Genomic DNA, 18550 nt, shown 5'->3' with positions numbered 1-18550 from the left:
ATTTCCGAAAGCGCTATCCGCGGTGTAAGCAGCAAAACAGCTAGGCGACCGCCATATTTGAGCAGAGCGCACAAATCGTTACCCGCAGAACGTGGGAAAAGGTAATGCGTATGTCTTCCGGTTCACCCGCCATTTCGCGGGCCAGTCAAGCTTTGTCAATTGCCCGGCCAAACCCCAAAACCGTATTGATTGCCGGTGGCGCGGGCTTTCTCGGCTCAAGTCTCTGTGAACACTACCTGGAAAACAGCGACCGCGTGATCTGCCTGGATAACCTGTCCACCGGGCGGTTCACGAACATTCACCACCTCCTTCCTCACAAGAATTTCAAGCTGGTCACCCATGACGTGACGCAGCCCTATTCCCCTCCGGGGCCGATTGATCTGATCTACAACATGGCCTGCCCGGCCTCCCCGCCAAAGTACCAGATCGATCCGATCCATACTTTCAAAACAAACGTCTTCGGCGCGTGCCATCTGCTTGATCTTGCACGCAAGAAGGGTGCGCGCATTCTTCAGGCCTCGACCTCGGAGGTCTACGGCGATCCGCTGGTCAGCCCGCAGCGCGAGGACTACCACGGCAACGTCAACATTCAGGGCCCGCGCTCTTGCTATGATGAAGGCAAAAGGGCGGCCGAAACCCTGTTTCACGACTATCACGCCCAGTTTGGCGTCGAAGTGAAAATCGCCCGAATCTTCAACACCTACGGCCCTCGGATGGACCCCGGTGACGGGCGTGTTGTGTCCAATTTCATCGTGCAGGCGCTGCGCGGCGACGAGATCACGGTCAATGGCGACGGGTCTCAGACAAGATCGTTCTGCTATCTCGACGATCTGATCGACGGCCTCGTGAAGCTGATGCATTCTCCCGCCGATCTTGTTCAGCCGGTCAATATCGGCAATCCCGGCGAATTCACGGTGCTGGAACTGGCAAAGATCGTTCTGGACATGACGGGCTCCTCCTCGACGCTGAGCTTCCGTGACCTGCCGCAGGATGATCCGCGCCAGCGTCGCCCCGATATCTCGACCGCAAAGACGCTTTTGGGCTGGAGCCCGCAATGCGATCTAGCGGGGGGGTTGTCGCGCACCATTCCTTATTTCGCGGCGGAGCTGTCCAAAATCAACGCCGTCACTGCTTCCGCGGGTCAGTGATGTCTGCGACACCCGTCATCGTAACCGGCGGCGCCGGGTTCATCGGCAGCCATGCCTGCAAATGCCTTTCTGCGGCAGGGTATCTGCCCGTCGCAGTGGATAATCTGCGTACCGGCCATTCCGACGCGGTGAAATGGGGCCCTCTCGAACAGCTCGATATCCGGGATACCGAGGGGCTCGCCAAGGTGATCGCCACCTATCGCGCCGACACTGTCATGCATTTCGCGGCAGCTGCGTATGTTGGCGAGTCGGTGGGTGATCCGGGGCTTTACTATGATCTGAATGTGGGCGGGCTTATCTCCCTTCTGCGCGCGATGGACATGGCCGGCGCCGGCCAGATCGTCTTTTCCTCAAGCTGTGCGACCTATGGCATTCCCGATCAACTGCCCATCACCGAAGGCTCGGCCCAGCGCCCGGTCAACCCCTACGGGCACAGCAAGCTGATGGGCGAACAGATGATCCGCGATCACGCCGCCGCATATGGGCTGCGCTTCGCCATTTTGCGGTACTTCAACGCCAGCGGGGCCGACCCGGAGGCCGATCTCCGCGAACGCCATGACCCCGAAACCCATCTGATCCCGCTGGCGCTGATGGCGGCCGCCGGGCAGCGGCCCGCGCTCGATGTGTTCGGCACCGATTACGATACGCCCGATGGCACCTGTATCCGCGATTACATTCACGTCACCGATCTGGCCAGGGCGCATGTGCTTGCCTTGCAGCATCTGGCTGATGGCAAACCGGATATTGCACTGAATCTCGGCACCGGCCGGGGGCTTTCGATCTTTGAGATCGCCACCGCAATCGAAGATGTCACCGGTCGGAAGATGCCTTGGCGCGCGGCCCCGCGCCGCCCGGGCGACCCGCCGATCCTTGTGGCCGATATAACCCAAGCACGCCGCGTTCTTGGGTTCGTGACGCAGTATTCGGACATCGAAACGATATTGCGTCACGCTGCGCCGGGATTTGGGCTGGAGGTTTTTGATGACCTTTGTGCCTGACATGCCCGGCGCAGCACCTCTGTCCGGCTCACCGCCGCCCGCCGCTTCGCCGCATCCCTATCTCAAACCGCTGTTCACCGGACGAAAGCGGGTGAAATACAACCTTCTGGCGTTGGTTTGGGCCATTGCCGCGGTATGGTTCTGGGCGTGGTGGCTCAGACCGGAACATATCATCGAAGGGTCGAGATACTGGGTCGTAACCGCCGCACTCGGCTGGCTCTTCTTCCTGCAGATATTCTTCATCGCCGTGTTCCGTCAGGCCAAGGTGCCGGCGGTCGACCCGCCCGATCCGGCGAAGGTTCGCGTCGCGATGATCGTGACAAAAACGCCTTCCGAACCTTTTTCGATCGTCCGGCGCACGCTGCAGGCAATGCTCGATCAGACCTATCCACATGACACCTGGCTGGCCGATGAAGACCCCGCACCAGACACGATCGCCTGGTGCGAAGCCCATGGTGTGAAGATATCGACCCGGAAAGGGCAGCCGGACTATCACCGCACGGAATGGCCCCGCCGGACCCGCTGCAAGGAAGGCAATCTGGCCTTCTTTTATGACACTTACGGCTATGAGAATTATGATTTCGTGGCGCAGTTGGACGCGGATCACGTGCCGCGCCAGTCATATCTGACCGAAATCATGCGCGGTTTTGCCGACCCCCGCATCGGTTATGTCAGCGCCCCGAGCATATGCTCCCAGAATGCCAGAGAGAGCTGGGCCGCGCGCACCCGGTTGTATACCGAGGCCGCGTTCCACGGTGTCTTCCAGACCGGATATAGCGGCACCATGGCTCCCATGTGCATTGGATCTCATTACGCCGTACGCACCAAGGCCCTGCGCGAGGTCGGTGGACTGGGACCGGAACTGGCCGAAGACCACTCCACGACCATGCTGATGAATGCCGGTGGCTGGCGTGGGGTCCATGCGCTTGACGCGATCGCCGAGGGCGACGGCCCTGCGACGATCACCGATCTTTGCACACAGGAATTTCAATGGTCTCGCAGCCTTGTGACGCTTCTGTTGCGCTACACACCTGACTATCTGCCCCGTCTCAGCCCCGGTCTGAAACTGCAGTTTCTGTTTTGCCAGATGCTGTATCCGCTTTTCGCGCTGTTCATGCTGACGTTGTACCTCATCCCCGTCGTGGCCGTGCTGTTCGATATTCGCTATGCGAATGTCACCTACCCGGCCTTTTTCGCTCATGCCCTGGCTCCGGCTCTGGCAATCACGCTGATCGCCTATGTCATTCGGGCCGACGGTTTTTTCCGACCCACCGACGGCAAGGTGCTGAGCTGGGAAAAGGCGCTGTTTCTGGCCATACAATGGCCTTGGGTGCTTTGGGAATGCATCATGGCGCTGCGTGACCGTCTCTTCGGCGGTTTCGTCGACTTCCGGATCACCCCCAAGGGAGAGGCCGCCGAGGCGCAATTGCCGATGCGGGTGATCCTGCCCTATGTCGCCTTGGCGCTGGGATGTCTTTTGCCGGTTCTGCTGGTCGACGACCTGATCGATGCGCGCGGCTTCTATCTACTGACGCTGCTGAATGGCACCATCTACGCGATAATCGTTGGCGTCGTGGTGATACATCACTTTAAACTTGCGGGACTGAATGTAAGACAGGTGGGGATACGTGCCGTCACGCAAATCGCGGCACCGCCTGTGCTGGCAGCTTTGGTTTTCTTCGCCGCCACGATCCGCGGCGTCGAAAGCTCGTATGCGTTGATGGTGGGTCTTGAACCGTTCCAACTGGTTCGGACCGAGTATGTTGTTGCTGGCGCCGGAATGGGACGTCCCGGGACCGTACATATGGTCTTCGACCCGGGTTGGTCGAGCGGAACGCCCCCGAACCGAGAGGATTGATTCTATGACTTACCCAAAGAGCACCGATCTTTCGAACCGCACCTGGCCATGGGTTGCGACCTTGGGCGTAATTCTGGGCGCGGTGACACCCATGGCCTTCGCCGCTCCGCCGGGCGACCTGCCCTTCGGCGTCTACGATCCGAACGGGGAATTCACCGATGACCCGGATGTCCAGATCGAACATCTGTTCCTGCCGTGGGAGGATGTGTTCCTCCCTTCGCTGGATCTTGCGGACATATATGCCCGCGACCGCAACCGTTCCGTTCTGGTCACGATCGAACCCTGGACCTGGACACGTGACGAACGCAACTCGCCGGAGGTGCTCATCGCCGGCATCAACGAGGGCGCCTATGACGAGAACATGGCGACGATCTGCGCGGTCCTGAACACATTCTCAAGCCCGGTGACCGTCCGCTGGGGTCAGGAGATGGAGGACCGCTCGGGGCAGTTCATCTGGGCCGCATGGGAACCGGAGGTCTTTATCGCCGCCTATCAGCGCATGGTAACGGTGTGCCGGGCCGCGGCGCAGGATATCGATTACATGTGGTCGCCCCTCGGCCTGACCGGGTTCGAAAACTATTACCCGGGCGATGATTATGTGGATGTGGTGGGCCTTTCGGTCTTCGGCCTGCAGGCCTGGGAACAGGAAATCCTCGGAGAGGAGCAACGCTTTCGCGACATTCTCGCCCCCCGCTACGAGCGCGCGCTGCAATTCGGCAAGCCGATCGTGGTGGCCGAACTCGGCTTTCGCGGCGATGTTGAGTACGTAACCCGCTGGATGAACGACGTGCGTCAGGATATTGCGGATTTCCCGGCACTTGAGGCCGTGATCTACTTCAACCAGACCGAGGTTTATCCATGGCCCGATGATTTCGGGCTGCCCGACTGGCGGTTCTCCCAACACGTCGTCGAATAACCTTGATCGGGGCTTCGGCCTGAAGCAGCGGAATCCCGCTCTGTATTCTGCACCATAAGCGGCCTCTGGTCGCCTTTGAAGGCGTGTCGAATCCCCTTGTTTTCAAGGGGTTTTGCACGACTTTATGCGTATTTTCGACGCCATTTCCTCACTGAATCAACAACCTGCGGCCCTCATTCAGCCCCAAATCTCCGCGACCTTTGTGCTGCGTGAGAAACGGTTTGTTAGGCTCCTGACAGTACCAAGGTCTCAGGCCGGTCGACCGATACATCGGCCGCGTGCAGGTAACCGATGCAGGAGGTTTGGATGCAAACCGCTACTCTGAGACCGCTTTTTCGTGTGCTCAAAATGTCCGTTCTGGCGGCGGCGCTTGCTGTTTCCGCGCCGCTGGCGACGGCAGAACCGGATGAGGGCGGGAGTATTCACACCGCCATGCATCTGGCCATGTATACGGCACCCGTGCGTCAGGTGAGTCTGCGGCAGGCTGAAACGCGCCAGCGAGTCGTGGCCAACCAGATCATCAGTGCCCGGCAATTCGTGGCCGCCAACCGAGTGGCCCCGGTACAGCCACAACGCCCGAGGGCGAACACCAGTGGGCTCAACCTGCTCTCCGGCGCGCAGCCGCGTCAGGTGCGTCCCGTGCGTGTGCGGGTCATCGGCAATGGCAGCTACATCTGTTCCCCCGCCGGGTTCGGCCACCGGTCGCGCTGCTACAGCAACTAGCCCCCGGCCATTTCGAATAGAGCGACCGTCGGCGCCGTGCGCATGTCCCGCGCGGCCTGGCCCGCTCCCCCTGTCCGGTCACGTGGTCAGCCCGATCGACCAGTGCTGTTCCACCAGGTCCACACCGAAGGCGCGGACCGGCACCGCGCTTTCAAGGGCAAATCCGTTCTTTTCGTAAAGCGCGCAGGCGGCGCGATGGCTTTCGTGGGTCCACAGAACAAGCCGGTCGTATCCGCGCGCACGGGCATAGCTCATGCAGGTATCAAGCAGATGCTGGCCCAGCCCCCTGCCGCGCGCCTCCGGCAGAAGCAGGAACAGGCGCAGCTTGGCCACCCGCGGCTCCGGGCCCTTCACGCAGAAGATCGACCCGATGCGTTGCCCGTTCGACCATGCGATCCATCCCCGCTCGCAGGACCGGGCCCGGGTGCGGATGAAATCGGCAAGGATCTCGGCCACCAGCGCCTCGAACCCGGCGTCGAACCCCGCCTCGCGGGCATAAAGCGTGCCGTGCTGTTCGATGAGCCAGCCCGCATCGCCGATCGCCAGATCGCGCAGCTCGATCTGCGGCGCGGCGGTCTTTGCCTCCGACAGGGCGGCATCGACCGCCTCCATCCGCGCCACCAGCGCCGCGATGTCCGGCTCCGCCCGGCCCTCGATCCACTCCGCGATCTGCGCCCGCGACAGGGCCGTCAACTCCGCGGCGCGGATCAGCCCCTCCCGCGTCAGCCCGAGGATCTGGGCCCGCCGGTCGCGGGGATGCCGGGTCTTCTCCACAAGCCCCGATTTCTGCAACCGACCGAGCATCCGGCTGAGATAGCCCTCGTTGAGGCCCAGATGCTGGGCCAGCGCCCCGGCCGTCCAGCCGAACCCGTCGGCCAGTTCGAAGATCACCCGGGCCTCGGCAAGGCTCAGGCCCGCCTCCAGATATCCCTGGCGCAGCAGGCCCAGACGCCGCGTATGAGCCCGGTTGAAAGCCCTGATCCGGTCTATTGCATCCATGCCGTCCCCTCTTTATTCTTGCCTTAGGCAAGTATTTGCCTCTTGTCTCGCAAATCGCAAGGGGCTACCTGCATCGCCGCACCCAAGGCGCGGAGACCTGCCCGATGAGCATCAACAAAGAAAGCGACCTGGCCGCGAATTTGCAGATCGGCCCCACCACGCTTGGCATGGTCCGTATATATATCGAAGGCGACGGCGTGGACCTGCCGCTCGATTTCGATCCGGACGAGGCGCTGGAAATCGCCGACGAGCTGCGCGCCGCCGCCGAGGCGGCCCGGAAAATGGCGAAATAGGCGCGGGTGCTTCCGCCGAAATTGATATAAAATTGTTATAGGTCGATCCGGACCGAGATGCCGGTTCCCGGCGGTGCCCGGCAATGGATCATGTCCTGATCTTGCGGCGCCGATCCTCACCGCGCCCACCATCACGCGGACCGGAAGGTGCAGCCCTTGGAGCTTGAACTGCGGAGTCAGCCCCCCGTTGCCGATCTCAGATAATCGCCTCCGGATCGCGAAGGCCCTGCAAACGCAGGGCCGCATGGCGGGCAAACCGCTGGGTCAGCGCCCGGCGTCTTGCCCCCGCCAACCTGCTCTCCAGCCCGAACCGCAGGATTTCCGCGTCATAGGCATCGGCGATGATCAATCCCGTCCCGTCGGGAAGAAGATCGGTCGGGAAAGCTTCGTCGACGGCCCAGAAATACCTGTCGGCCCAATCGAGATACCCCTCCCATTTCGCGTCGGAGGTGAAATCCGCGCGGGAGGATTTGCACTCCACCACCCATAATTCACCCTTCGGCCCCAGGGCCATGACATCCACCCGTTTGCCCCGCTCGGGCGAGAATTCCTCCAGCACGGCAAAATCATGGGTTCGCAGATGGCGGCACACGCCGCGGGCCAACAACTGACCGGGGCGGGGCGTTGAAGGAGAGAGGTCATCCGGCATGGCTCAAGCATGAACAATAGGTGAACAAAAATCAAGCCGGGTCGGAACGCGGGCGAAGCCGACGGCGGACGCGATCCGCCGTTTCAGATCGCCCAAAGTGAACTGCGCCCTTGCTCAGAGAGGGCAGACCGCCTATCTGGCACAACAGGCGGGTACTGCCTTTCTTGTCATATGGGGCACGATTCCGGTGGCCTTACACATCTCCGAGGGAGCTGGCTCTGTCCGGACCCTGGTCCGGTTACCTGGCGCCCACCTGTACTAACAGGTCCTCGGGAATGAAAACCCCGACGGTTTGCGTGGTCCCGCCGCATCAATCCGAAATCAGCGGCACGTCCGCTCGGCGCCGCTACGCCGCTGGATCAGGCCGATGCACGCAACGCGGGCAGTCGGATCATACCCGCGGCGTCGACCCGAACCCGTTATACTGAAATGTGGAGATGTGGGGCGAACCGAACGCAACCCCGGAACCGGCCCAAACACGTGTGAGCGGCGAGGCGCCCCGCCGCGCAAATTGCCCGCCCGGATCAGCCGTTCGGATCGTTTGGCGGCGCACCCGTCCAGTCATGCATACCGGTGATGTCCGTGCCGAGATGGGTGTTCAGGCTGTTCGTGGGTTCCCGAACCCCGGCCACGACCACGGCGACAACGGCAATTCCAAGCCCGACAAGGGCGGCCGTCAGTACGACCCAGTCGACCGTAACGGCGCCGCTCTCGGACCCCATGAAGGTTTTGACAAAAGACACGATAATGTCCTCATTCTTTGTTTACGCACCCCGTTAACCATGTTGCTAGCGCTGGATTAGGCCAAATCTGTGGCCTTTCTGGGGTGGTTTTGCATTTTGCGCGGGGCGCGCACCCCGCTGGACTTCGCCCGTGGCCGCCCCAATACTCCAGCACATGAGTCTGCCTCCCGGTTTCCTTGACGAATTGCGCACGCGCATTTCCCTGACGCAGGTCGTGGGACGCAAGGTGACGTGGGATACCCGCAAATCGAACCAGGCCAAGGGGGACATGTGGGCGCCCTGCCCATTCCATCAGGAGAAGACCGCCAGCTTCCATGTGGATGACCGCAAGGGATTCTATCATTGCTTTGGCTGCAATGCAGGTGGCGATGCCTTCAAATTCGTGCAGGAGACGGAGAACGTATCGTTCATGGAGGCCGTCCGCATGCTGGCGCAGGACGCGGGCATGCCGATGCCGGAACGCGACCCGCGGGCTCAGGAAAAAGCCGATCATCTGGGCGAATTGGCGAAGGTGACCGAAGCGGCCGTGGGCTGGTTCCGCCTGCAACTGAAAACGGCCGGCGGCGGCGCGGCGCGCGATTACCTGTCCGGCCGCGGTCTGGATCAGGCGGCGCTTGACAGGTTCGAAATCGGCTTTGCGCCCGCGGGGCAGAATGCGGCCTTTAAGGCTTTGACTGAAAAGGGATTTGCCGCGGATCAGGTGATCGCGGCCGATATCGCGCGCCAGCCCGAAGACGGGCGGGCGCCCTATGATGCGTTCCGGGACAGGATCATCTTCCCCATTCGCGACGCGCGCGGGCGCTGCATCGGCTTTGGCGGCCGGGCAATGGCCGCCGAGGCGCAGGCGAAGTATCTCAACAGCCGCGAGACCGATCTTTTTGACAAGGGCCGCGCGCTCTACAATCACGGGCCGGCCCGCGAAGCGGCGGGCAAGGGTCAGCCGCTGATCGTGGCCGAAGGCTACATGGATGTGATCGCGCTGGCCCATGCCGGGTTCGAGGCGACGGTCGCACCGCTTGGCACCGCGATCACCGAAGACCAGTTGCGGCTTCTTTGGCGCATGGCCGATGAGCCGGTCATCGCGCTGGATGGCGACACCGCCGGCCTGCGCGCCGCGATGCGTCTCGTCGATCTTGCGCTGCCGATGCTGGAAGCCGGCAAATCGCTTCGGTTCGCCCTGATGCCTGACGGCATGGACCCCGACGACCTGCTGCGCGCGAAAGGTCCGGACGCCATGCGCGGGCTGATCGCGGCGGCGCAGCCGATGGTCAATCTGCTCTGGCAAAGGGAAACCGAAGGCAAGATCTTCGACAGCCCCGAACGCCGGGCTGCCCTCGACAAGACGCTTCGCACGGCGATCGGCCGGATTCAGGATCCGTCCCTGAAGCGGCATTATGGCGAGGCGATCAATGAGTTTCGCTGGCAGTTGTTCAAGGGTCAGCGCCGGAGCCAGACCCGCGGCGGCTTCAGGCCGAAGACAGACACCGCCCCCGTGGCGGCCACCCGCGCCTCCGCGCTGGCCGCGGGGTCTCTGGGCGATGCGGATCTGCGGTCGGCGCTGATCCTTGCCACGCTCTGCCGGTTTCCCGCCCTCATCGACCAGTTCGAGGCCGATCTCGACCGGCTCGCGCCGCATGATGCCGACCAGGCCCGGCTGGCCCGGCATCTTCTGCAGACCGAAATCCGGGACGCAGACCGTCTTTCCGCCGAACTGGACACGGCAAATCTGCGGCAAACCCTTGAAAACCTGCTTTCGCTCGGCCATGTGCGCATCGCACCCTTCCTGCGCGCCGATGGGGACGCAGGCCAGGCCGCACGGTGTCTGCTTGAGGAATTCGCCAAACTCGCCGCGCGGCGCGGGATCGACCATGAACTGACCGAGGCGCTGGAAGATCTGGAGACGACCGAAGAAGACGCGCACCTGTCCTGGCGGCTGAACCACGCCGTACGGACCCGGCATCGCGCAGATCACCCCACCCCGCCGGAGACCGCGGATCAGGGCGAGGATCGGGCCGCGCTGTCGGCGCATCTGCGCAGCTTGATAGACGGCCGTGCCTGGGAGAAGAAAAAAAGGTGACGTGGGTGTGCGAATCAGTGATTCGCGCTATGACATGAACTAACGGTGCGGGTGCGAATCACCCCGTAGGAAAAGGATATCGCGCATGGCCAAAGACACCGACGATCGCAAACAGGACGGCGAAGAGGCCGATATCAGCCTGGATATGAGCCAGGCCGCCGTCAAGAAGATGATCGCCGAGGCCCGGACGCGAGGCTACATCACCTATGATCAGCTCAACACGGTCCTGCCGCCGGAACAGGTGAGTTCCGAGCAGATCGAGGACGTGATGTCGATGCTCTCGGAGATGGGCATCAACATCATCGAGGATGACGAAGCCGAAGACGGCGACGACACCAAGCAAGGCACCGATCTTGTTGAAACCTCGTCCTCCCGCGAGGTGGCCGTTTCCGCGACCGAAACCGAAAAACTCGACCGCACCGATGACCCGGTGCGCATGTATCTGCGCGAGATGGGCAGCGTCGAGTTGCTGAGCCGCGAAGGCGAGATCGCGATCGCCAAGCGTATCGAGGCCGGGCGCAACACGATGATCGCGGGCCTGTGCGAAAGCCCGCTGACCTTCCAGGCGATCACGATCTGGCGCGACGAACTGCTGGACGAGGACATCCTGCTGCGCGACGTCATCGATCTGGACGCCACCTTCGGCCGCACGCTGGAAGGCGATGATGACGAGCCGGTCGTCGCCTCGCCCGTGTCCAACGACAATGCCGCCCCTGCCAAGAAGGAGGGCGAGGCCCAGCCCGAGCTGGACGCCGACGGCAACCCGATCGCCACCGACGATGAAGAGGACGAGGACGATCAGGCCAATATGAGCCTCGCCGCGATGGAGGCCGCGCTGAAGCCGCGCGTTCTGGAAACCCTCGATCTGATCGCGCGCGACTATGTCAAGCTGAGCGAGATGCAGGATCTGCGGATCTCGGCCACGCTGAACGAGGACAGCAGCTTCTCCTCCAAGGAAGAGAAGGCCTATCAGAAGCTGCGTTCCGAGATCGTGGAACTGGTGAACGAGCTGCATCTGCACAACAACCGGATCGAGGCGCTGATCGACCAGCTTTACGGGATCAACCGCCGGATCATGTCGATCGACAGCGGCATGGTGAAACTGGCCGATCAGGCCCGGATCAACCGCCGTGAGTTCATCGAGGCGTATCGCGGATACGAGCTGGACCCGACATGGGTGGACCGCATGGCCGAAAACTCCGGTCGTGGCTGGCAGGCGCTGATGGAGCGGAGCCGTGACAAGGTTGAGGAGCTGCGGGCCGACATGGCGCAGGTCGGCACCTATGTGGGCCTTGATATCAATGAGTTCCGCCGGATCGTGAACCAGGTTCAGAAGGGCGAGAAAGAGGCGCGCCAGGCCAAGAAGGAAATGGTCGAGGCGAACCTGCGTCTGGTGATCTCCATCGCCAAGAAATACACCAATCGCGGCCTGCAGTTCCTGGACCTGATCCAGGAAGGCAACATCGGCCTGATGAAGGCGGTCGACAAGTTCGAGTATCGGCGCGGTTACAAGTTTTCCACCTACGCGACCTGGTGGATCCGTCAGGCAATCACGCGGTCCATCGCCGATCAGGCGCGCACGATCCGTATTCCGGTCCATATGATCGAGACGATCAACAAGCTGGTCCGCACGGGCCGCCAGATGCTGCACGAGATCGGCCGCGAGCCGACACCCGAGGAACTGGCCGAAAAGCTCCAGATGCCGCTGGAGAAGGTCCGCAAGGTGATGAAGATCGCCAAGGAGCCGATTTCCCTGGAGACACCTATCGGCGACGAGGAAGACAGCCAGCTTGGCGATTTCATCGAGGACAAGAACGCCGTCCTGCCGCTGGACTCAGCCATTCAGGAGAACCTGAAAGAGACGACGACCCGGGTTCTGGCGAGCCTCACGCCGCGCGAGGAGCGGGTGCTGCGCATGCGCTTCGGCATCGGGATGAACACCGATCATACGCTTGAAGAGGTGGGCCAGCAGTTCAGCGTGACCCGCGAGCGGATCCGTCAGATCGAGGCGAAGGCTTTGCGGAAGCTGAAACATCCGAGCCGGAGCAGGAAGTTGCGGAGTTTCCTGGATCAGTGAGATGTTGCCTGACTATCTGGCGCCACGGCTGAAGGTTCTTTTTTGTGGAACCGCTGCGGGCCGCCGGTCAGGCATGATCGGTCACTACTATGCCGGGCGTGGCAACAAATTCTGGAAGGTATTGTATGAAGTCGGGATAACAGACCGACTTCTCACACCTGAAAGCGATAGGGATGTATTGGACTACGCCGTCGGCCTGACCGATCTTGCCAAAAGGGTTTCCGGGATGGATTCCCAAATCACTCGCGATGCCTTTGTTACACGTCAATTGACACAGCTTCTTGAGGAATGGGAGCCAAGAAGACTGGCCTTCAACGGCAAACGTGCTGCCCAAGAATTCCTTGGAAAACAAGCCGTCGGCGGTTTCGGACGCTATGCCATCGATGGATTTCCCGATGTCTGGATTTTACCTTCCACCTCTGGCGCCGCCAACAAGTATTGGTCTATCTCACCATGGCAAGACCTGGCCACCGATCTGACCACTAACGAATGAAGCCGCCCGCCCGGAACCAAGGCCATAGGCCGCCGGGCGAGCGCCTGCCCGTCCCGGCGGGCTGGCGCTTTGGGCACCTCGCGCTCCGGTCATCGCAAGCAAAGATCTGGCTGGCATAAACTGCGCCGCCCCATCGTAGCTGCGCCATCCCACGGGCAAGCCCGCGTCCGGCTTTGCGCTGTTCCTTCGGACGGGTTTCGGCTAGATCGGCCTGTATGCCGCTCACCACGTTCGACGCCATTCTCACCGACCGAGGCTCCAGATACGCCGTCTCCGGTGCCCCTGCCGCCACCAAGGCCGAGGCCCTCGCCCTCCTCAAGACCCTCAAGCGCAACAAGAAATTCGCGCGTGCCACCCACAATACATGGGCTCTGCTCACCCCCGATGGTCCCGTCAAGAACGATGACGGAGAAGCCGGCGCGGGCATGGTGATCGTGCGGATGCTGGAACGGGCGAGGCTGCAAAACCACATCATCATCGTCACCCGCTGGTTCGGCGGCACCCATCTGGGCGGCGACAGGTTCCGCCGGGTGCAGGATTGCGTTACACATTACCTCGACCGGATGGACCAACAGGATTAACTTCATGTCGATCTTCTCCAAGCTCTTCGGCGGTGGCAAAACCGGTGCGGCGGCCCCGCAGGCCGACCCCATCGAGCATGATGGGTTCCGCATCTTCCCGGCGCCGGTGAAAGAGGCGGGCGGCCACCGCATCGCGGCGCGGATCGAGAAGGAGATCGATGGCGAGGTGAAGACCCACCAGATGATCCGGGCCGATCTGGTCGCCTCTTTGGACGAAGCGACGGCCATCTCCATCGCCAAGGCCAGACAGATGATCAAGGAGCAGGGCGATACGATCTTCGGGCCCTAGACCCCGCGGGAGCGCCTAGAACAACCCCTCCGCCCGGAACGATACCTCCGCATCCTTGCCGATGATCACATGATCGTGGATCGACACGTCGATCGCGCCGCAGGCATCCGCGATGCGTTGCGTCATGTCGATATCCTGCGGGCTTGGCGTGGGGTCGCCGGACGGGTGGTTATGGACCAGAATGATCGCCGAGGCCGACAGTTCCAGCGCCCGTTTCGCCACCTCCCGCGGGTAGACGGGCACGTGATCGACCGTTCCCCTGGCCTGTTCCTCATCGGCGATCAGCACGTTCTTGCGATCCAGAAACAGCACGCGGAACTGCTCCGTTTCGCGATGTGCCATAGTGGTCCGGCAATAGCTGACCAGAGCATCCCAGGAGGAGACGACCTCCCGGTGCAGGACCCGGGCCTGCGCCATCCGGTGGGCAAATGCCTCGACGATACGCAGTTGCAGATACACTTTCGGCGTCGCGCCCGCGACCTGAAGCAGCCTGTGTTCACTGGCCGCAACCACGCCGTTGAGATCGCCGAAGCTTTCCAGCAGCCGCTTGGCCAGCGGCTTCACGTCGATCTTGGGGATCGCGTTGAACAGCAGGAGTTCCAGCAGCTCGTAATCGGGCATGGCCTTGTGGCCACCCGACAGAAACCGGGTTCTGAGACGCGCGCGGTGGCCCCAGTAATGCGGCCGCACGCCGCCCGTCTTGTCGATCAGAAGCCCGCCCCCCGCCGCGGCATCCTGCGACAGCCGCTCGGTCTTCCGGAACGGGCGGGTGAAGGCCGCACTGGTCACCGCATCCGCGGGCGGAATGCGCGCTTCCAGATCGCTGAGGCCGCGCAGCGCCTCTTCGGAAAAGCCGCCCCGCATGCCGGATACCGACCGGCCCGTTTCCTGATTTGCCATCTGATCCCCTACCGTCGCCGCGTCTCAGCAGCCGGCCATGCGGCCAGCACCGGGCCGTTGTCCGACCCCGGGGGGAGAATTCCCAAATTTAGTTAACGCAGGATTAAGCGGGATGCAGGTCGTGGCGATCCCGGGGGGTTACCCCTTGAGCCAGGTCAGCATTTCCTGGGCCGCCGCGTCGGGGCTGATCTCTCCGTCGGCCACGCGCGCGCCGGTTTCTGCCATTCTGCGCTTCACCTCCCGGTCGGTCCGAAGCCGCGCCAGAAGCCCGCTGCGCACCTCCTCCTCGAACCAGTGTGCCGCCTGCTCTGCCCGTCGGCCCTGCCAGTGACCTTTCGCCTTCCGCCAGTCCGCGAGCGCCTGCATTTCCTCCCAGGCGCGGTCCAGCCCATCGTCCCGAAGCGCCGAAACCGGCAGCGCCTTGGGGAACCCTTCCGGATCCTGCGCCCGCTTGCGCATCAGTCTCAGCGCACCAGCGTAATCCGCGCAGGTGCGTGTGGCGGCCGATTTCAACTCCCCGTCGGCCTTGTTCACAAGGATCAGGTCGGCGATCTCCATGATCCCGCGCTTGACGCCCTGCAACTCATCGCCGCCCGCCGGGGCCAGCAGCAGCACGAAGATGTCGCACATCTCCGCCACCATCGTCTCGGACTGGCCCACGCCCACGGTTTCGATCAGCACCACATCGAACCCCGCCGCCTCGCACAGCGCCACCGCCTCCCGCGTGCGGCGCGACACGCCGCCCAGATGGGACAGGGAGGGCGAGGGCCGGATGAAGGCGGACGGCTCCCGGCTAAGCCGTTCCATCCGCGTCTTGTCCCCCAGTATCGAGCCGCCCGAGCGGGTGGAGCTTGGATCCACCGCCAGCACCGCGACCGACAGGCCGCGGGCCACGAGCATCATCCCGAAGGCCTCGATAAAGGTGGATTTCCCCACCCCCGGCGTGCCGGAAAGGCCGATGCGCAGGGCCTGCCGCCCATGGCCCCTCAGCGTTTCCAGCAGCGCCGCCGCCTTGGCGCGATGATCGGCGCGCGTGCTTTCAACCAGCGTCACCGCGCGGGCCAGGGCACGGCGCTCCCCGGCCAGCACACGGGCCGCCAGATCGCCGTTCAGGGGCTCTGCTTGCGTCATCGGAGGTCTGTCTTCCCGATCCTGATTTCGAGTATCCGTCCTGCTTCTTGCCCGCTCCGGTCGGGGTCTGTCCAGTGCGGGCGTGGCAGAGGCGCGCGCGCCGAGGGCCGCCCGCCTACCCCCGGGGCCACAGAGGGGGTGTTGACGGCGGCCGATCGGACCTTCCTTTATGGTCGGGTGCGGACAAGCAGACAGACCCAGACCATGCAACTCCCGATCGAGGACATCCTGCCAGAGCTTCTTGACGCTCTGGAGACAGAGCGGCGCGCGGTATTGCAAGCGCCGCCGGGCGCGGGCAAGACCACCCGCGTGCCGCTCGCCCTGCTTCAGGCCGATGTGTCGAAGGGGCGGATCCTGATGCTGGAGCCGCGCCGGCTTGCCGCGCGGGCCGCCGCCGAACGCATGGCGCAGACCCTTGGCGAGCAGGTCGGCCAGACCGTCGGCTACCGGATACGCGGCGACAGCGCGGTCAGCCGCGCGACGCGGATCGAGGTCGTCACCGAGGGTATTCTCACCCGGATGCTGCAAGACGCGCCCGATCTGCCCGGCGTCGGCACCGTCATCTTCGACGAGTTCCACGAACGCTCGCTCAACGCCGATCTGGGCCTCGCACTTGCCTGGGAGGTGCGTCAGGCGCTTCGCGACAACCTGCTGATCCTGGTCATGTCCGCAACGCTCGATGCCGCACCCGTCGCGCAGCTTCTCGACAACGCGCCGCTGATCTCCTCTGCCGGGCAGGCCTTTCCGGTCGAAACGATCTGGCGCGACAGGCCACCCGCACGGACGGAGCGGTTCGAGACGACCATGACCGATCTGATCCGCCGTGCCCTTGGCGAAACCCGGGGCGGTCTTCTGGCCTTTCTTCCCGGTGAGGGGGAGATCCGCCGTGTCGCGGGGCTTGTCGCCCCCCATCTGCCTGCCGATGTCACGCTGCATACGCTTTACGGCGCGATGAGCCTGACCGATCAGCGCGCCGCGATCCGCCCGGCAAGCCACGGGCGCAAGCTGGTTCTGGCCACGGCCATCGCGGAAACCTCGCTCACGCTGGCCGATATCACCGTGGTGGTGGATGGCGGGCGGGCGCGCCGGGCGCGCTTCGATGCCGCGTCGGGCATGTCGCGTCTGGTGACGGAGCCGGTTTCCCGGGCCGAGGCCGATCAGCGCCGGGGCCGCGCGGGGCGTACCGCATCGGGTCACTGCTATCGCAACTGGACCAACGGCGCGGAGGGCGCCTTGCCCGCCTTCCCGCCCGCCGAGATCGAGGCCGCCGATCTGACCGGTCTCGCGCTCGATCTTGCCGAATGGGGCAGCGCCGAAAACCTCGCCTTTCTGACGCCGCCGCCCGACGGGGCACTGGCCGAGGCGCGGGCGCTTCTGGCGGCACTTGGCGCGCTCGATGCGGATCATCGCATCACCGCCCATGGCCGGGCGCTGGCCAAGCTGCCGCTTCACCCGCGTCTCGGCCATATGCTCACCCTTGGCGGAACCGGCGCTGCCATGCTCGCGGCCCTTCTGTCCGAACGCGACCCGCTGCGCGGACAGGGCAGCGATCTGGCACTTCGTCTCCGCGCATTGCAGGGCGTCGTGCCCGCCAATGCCGACCGGGCGGCGCTGGCACGGATCAGAACCGAAGCCAAACGCCTGTCGCGATTTGAATCCGGCCCGTCCCGCGACCCGGCGGAGCAGGCATCGCTGGCCTATCCGGACCGTATCGCGCTCCGCCGCACGGGCGATGCGCCGCGCTACCTGCTGTCGGGCGGCAAGGGCGCGATGTTGCCCGATGGCGATCCTCTGGCGGGCCAGCGGCTTCTGGTTGTCACCGATCTGGACGGCGACCCGCGGGAGGCCCGCATCCGGCAGGCGATCCCGATCAGCGAAAGCGCCCTTCGCGCGCTCCATGCGGACCGGATCGCGTGGCATGAAACCTGTGACTGGTCGCGCCGCGATCGCCGGGTCATGGCCCGCAGGCAGGAGCGCCTCGGCGCCCTGATCCTGGATGACCGGATCTGGCCCGATGCCCCGGCGGAGGCGGTGGCCGAAGCGCTTGTCGCGGGCATCCGCGATCTGGGTCTGGGCGCGCTGAACTGGAGCAGGGAGGCAACGCTCCTGCGGGCGCGCATCGGGTTTGCGGGACTGGCCGACATGTCTGACGCGGCGCTTCTGGACGGTCTGGACCGATGGGCCGCGCCCTATCTGTCGGGCCTGAAATCCGCCGGGGATCTCAGCCGTTTCAATGTGGCCGAGGCGCTGAGGGCCGATCTTGGCTGGGAGCGCCGGCAACGGCTTGACGAGCTTGCGCCGATGGCCTGGCAAACGCCGCTCGGCCGGGCCGCAGCGATCGATTACAGCACCGGGACGCCCGAGATCGCGCTGCGCCTGCAAGAGGTGTTCGGCACCACCGAACATCCCCGGATCGGTCCGGACCGGCTGCCGCTCAAGCTTGTCCTTCTGTCGCCCGCGAACCGTCCGATCCAGATCACGACGGATTTGCCGGGTTTCTGGGACGGCTCCTATGCAGAGGTTCGAAAGGACATGCGCGCCCGTTACCCCAAGCATCCCTGGCCCGAAGACCCCCGCCATGCAGACCCCACATTGCGTGCCAGCCGGAGAAAGTGACCGGCCCGCGGTCTCTCTCGCGCGCCGTCGCATCTGCCATGCCGCGGTGCGGGCCGGGC

General features: G+C 63.7%; 17 protein-coding genes. 12 read left to right on the top strand and 5 right to left on the bottom strand.

The genetic code is table 11. The features are described 5' to 3' along the window. Positions 1–110 precede the first annotated feature (110 nt). From ACQ651_RS01525 to ACQ651_RS01505, 5 genes are all read left to right on the top strand, one after another. Complete coding sequence (locus ACQ651_RS01525) at positions 111–1148, top strand: UDP-glucuronic acid decarboxylase family protein (RefSeq protein ID WP_430450294.1); 1038 nt, start codon at positions 111–113, stop codon at positions 1146–1148. Further along, on the top strand, positions 1148–2146 hold the full coding sequence (gene galE, locus ACQ651_RS01520; RefSeq protein WP_227284171.1) for a UDP-glucose 4-epimerase GalE: 999 nt from the start codon (positions 1148–1150) through the stop codon (positions 2144–2146). Before ACQ651_RS01525 ends, galE begins: the two co-directional genes overlap by 1 nt. After that, positions 2130–4004: a glycosyltransferase family 2 protein gene (locus tag ACQ651_RS01515; RefSeq protein ID WP_430447996.1), complete on the top strand. Its 1875-nt coding sequence runs from the start codon at positions 2130–2132 to the stop codon at positions 4002–4004. Before galE ends, ACQ651_RS01515 begins: the two co-directional genes overlap by 17 nt. Before the next feature lie 4 nt (positions 4005–4008). Beyond that, positions 4009–4920: a glycoside hydrolase family 26 protein gene (locus tag ACQ651_RS01510; RefSeq protein WP_227284173.1), complete on the top strand. Its 912-nt coding sequence runs from the start codon at positions 4009–4011 to the stop codon at positions 4918–4920. A 306-nt stretch (positions 4921–5226) separates the two neighbouring features. Continuing rightward, complete coding sequence (locus ACQ651_RS01505) at positions 5227–5643, top strand: hypothetical protein (RefSeq protein WP_227284174.1); 417 nt, start codon at positions 5227–5229, stop codon at positions 5641–5643. Positions 5644–5721: 78 nt separating this feature from the next. On the opposite strand, the gene ACQ651_RS01500 is transcribed toward ACQ651_RS01505, so the two are convergent. Continuing rightward, positions 5722–6642 carry a bifunctional helix-turn-helix transcriptional regulator/GNAT family N-acetyltransferase gene (locus ACQ651_RS01500; RefSeq protein ID WP_430447994.1) on the bottom strand — a complete coding sequence of 307 codons (921 nt, stop codon included), beginning with the start codon at positions 6640–6642 and terminating at the stop codon, positions 5722–5724. A 104-nt stretch (positions 6643–6746) separates the two neighbouring features. On the opposite strand from ACQ651_RS01500, the gene ACQ651_RS01495 reads away from it, so the two are divergent. Next, positions 6747–6935, top strand: a complete 189-nt coding sequence (locus tag ACQ651_RS01495; protein WP_121896857.1) for a DUF6324 family protein — start codon at positions 6747–6749, stop codon at positions 6933–6935. 196 nt (positions 6936–7131) lie between these two features. On the opposite strand, the gene ACQ651_RS01490 is transcribed toward ACQ651_RS01495, so the two are convergent. Then, entirely contained in the window at positions 7132–7584 is a 453-nt protein-coding gene (locus ACQ651_RS01490) for an MmcB family DNA repair protein (RefSeq protein ID WP_430447992.1), read from the bottom strand. Positions 7585–8108: 524 nt separating this feature from the next. Continuing rightward, complete coding sequence (locus ACQ651_RS01485; protein WP_430447990.1) at positions 8109–8327, bottom strand: pilus assembly protein; 219 nt, start codon at positions 8325–8327, stop codon at positions 8109–8111. Between the two features lie 154 nt (positions 8328–8481). On the opposite strand from ACQ651_RS01485, the gene dnaG reads away from it, so the two are divergent. The 5 genes from dnaG to ACQ651_RS01460 all read left to right on the top strand — a co-directional run bounded on the left by dnaG (position 8482) and on the right by ACQ651_RS01460 (position 13844). After that, complete coding sequence (gene dnaG, locus ACQ651_RS01480) at positions 8482–10404, top strand: DNA primase (protein WP_430447989.1); 1923 nt, start codon at positions 8482–8484, stop codon at positions 10402–10404. A gap of 85 nt (positions 10405–10489) precedes the next feature. Further along, positions 10490–12481: an RNA polymerase sigma factor RpoD gene (rpoD, locus tag ACQ651_RS01475; RefSeq protein ID WP_430447987.1), complete on the top strand. Its 1992-nt coding sequence runs from the start codon at positions 10490–10492 to the stop codon at positions 12479–12481. 1 nt (position 12482) lies between these two features. Next, positions 12483–12974, top strand: coding sequence for a mismatch-specific DNA-glycosylase (locus ACQ651_RS01470; RefSeq protein ID WP_430447985.1), 492 nt, complete (start codon positions 12483–12485; stop codon positions 12972–12974). 215 nt (positions 12975–13189) lie between these two features. Beyond that, on the top strand, positions 13190–13555 hold the full coding sequence (locus ACQ651_RS01465) for a YigZ family protein (protein WP_430447983.1): 366 nt from the start codon (positions 13190–13192) through the stop codon (positions 13553–13555). A 4-nt stretch (positions 13556–13559) separates the two neighbouring features. Then, positions 13560–13844 carry an HlyU family transcriptional regulator gene (locus ACQ651_RS01460; RefSeq protein WP_430447981.1) on the top strand — a complete coding sequence of 95 codons (285 nt, stop codon included), beginning with the start codon at positions 13560–13562 and terminating at the stop codon, positions 13842–13844. Positions 13845–13859: 15 nt separating this feature from the next. Here the strand turns inward: ACQ651_RS01460 and radC are convergent, their stop codons facing one another. Together radC and meaB are read right to left on the bottom strand one after the other, a co-directional pair. Further along, on the bottom strand, positions 13860–14744 hold the full coding sequence (radC, locus tag ACQ651_RS01455) for a RadC family protein (protein ID WP_375550454.1): 885 nt from the start codon (positions 14742–14744) through the stop codon (positions 13860–13862). 138 nt (positions 14745–14882) lie between these two features. Further along, positions 14883–15875, bottom strand: coding sequence for a methylmalonyl Co-A mutase-associated GTPase MeaB (gene meaB, locus ACQ651_RS01450; protein WP_227284181.1), 993 nt, complete (start codon positions 15873–15875; stop codon positions 14883–14885). A gap of 204 nt (positions 15876–16079) precedes the next feature. On the opposite strand from meaB, the gene hrpB reads away from it, so the two are divergent. Next, positions 16080–18491 carry an ATP-dependent helicase HrpB gene (gene hrpB, locus ACQ651_RS01445; protein ID WP_430447979.1) on the top strand — a complete coding sequence of 804 codons (2412 nt, stop codon included), beginning with the start codon at positions 16080–16082 and terminating at the stop codon, positions 18489–18491. Positions 18492–18550 lie beyond the last annotated feature (59 nt).

Origin of the sequence: Rhodophyticola sp., assembly GCF_965284195.1 — a bacterium.
Taxonomy (GTDB): Bacteria; Pseudomonadota; Alphaproteobacteria; order Rhodobacterales; family Rhodobacteraceae; genus Rhodophyticola.
Note: the sequence above shows the minus strand (reverse complement) of the source record. Positions and strands in the feature narration are given on the sequence as shown.

Coding starts and splice junctions, on each gene's coding strand:
- ACQ651_RS01505 (WP_227284174.1), top strand. CDS start 5,227: ATGCAAACCGCTACTCTGAGACCGCTTTTTCGTGTGCTCAAAATGTCC.
- dnaG (WP_430447989.1), top strand. CDS start 8,482: ATGAGTCTGCCTCCCGGTTTCCTTGACGAATTGCGCACGCGCATTTCC.
- rpoD (WP_430447987.1), top strand. CDS start 10,490: ATGGCCAAAGACACCGACGATCGCAAACAGGACGGCGAAGAGGCCGAT.
- meaB (WP_227284181.1), bottom strand. CDS start 15,875: ATGACGCAAGCAGAGCCCCTGAACGGCGATCTGGCGGCCCGTGTGCTG.
- ACQ651_RS01470 (WP_430447985.1), top strand. CDS start 12,483: ATGTTGCCTGACTATCTGGCGCCACGGCTGAAGGTTCTTTTTTGTGGA.
- ACQ651_RS01465 (WP_430447983.1), top strand. CDS start 13,190: ATGCCGCTCACCACGTTCGACGCCATTCTCACCGACCGAGGCTCCAGA.
- hrpB (WP_430447979.1), top strand. CDS start 16,080: ATGCAACTCCCGATCGAGGACATCCTGCCAGAGCTTCTTGACGCTCTG.
- ACQ651_RS01490 (WP_430447992.1), bottom strand. CDS start 7,584: ATGCCGGATGACCTCTCTCCTTCAACGCCCCGCCCCGGTCAGTTGTTG.
- ACQ651_RS01495 (WP_121896857.1), top strand. CDS start 6,747: ATGAGCATCAACAAAGAAAGCGACCTGGCCGCGAATTTGCAGATCGGC.
- ACQ651_RS01510 (WP_227284173.1), top strand. CDS start 4,009: ATGACTTACCCAAAGAGCACCGATCTTTCGAACCGCACCTGGCCATGG.
- ACQ651_RS01525 (WP_430450294.1), top strand. CDS start 111: ATGTCTTCCGGTTCACCCGCCATTTCGCGGGCCAGTCAAGCTTTGTCA.
- radC (WP_375550454.1), bottom strand. CDS start 14,744: ATGGCAAATCAGGAAACGGGCCGGTCGGTATCCGGCATGCGGGGCGGC.
- galE (WP_227284171.1), top strand. CDS start 1,148: ATGTCTGCGACACCCGTCATCGTAACCGGCGGCGCCGGGTTCATCGGC.
- ACQ651_RS01460 (WP_430447981.1), top strand. CDS start 13,560: ATGTCGATCTTCTCCAAGCTCTTCGGCGGTGGCAAAACCGGTGCGGCG.
- ACQ651_RS01515 (WP_430447996.1), top strand. CDS start 2,130: ATGACCTTTGTGCCTGACATGCCCGGCGCAGCACCTCTGTCCGGCTCA.
- ACQ651_RS01500 (WP_430447994.1), bottom strand. CDS start 6,642: ATGGATGCAATAGACCGGATCAGGGCTTTCAACCGGGCTCATACGCGG.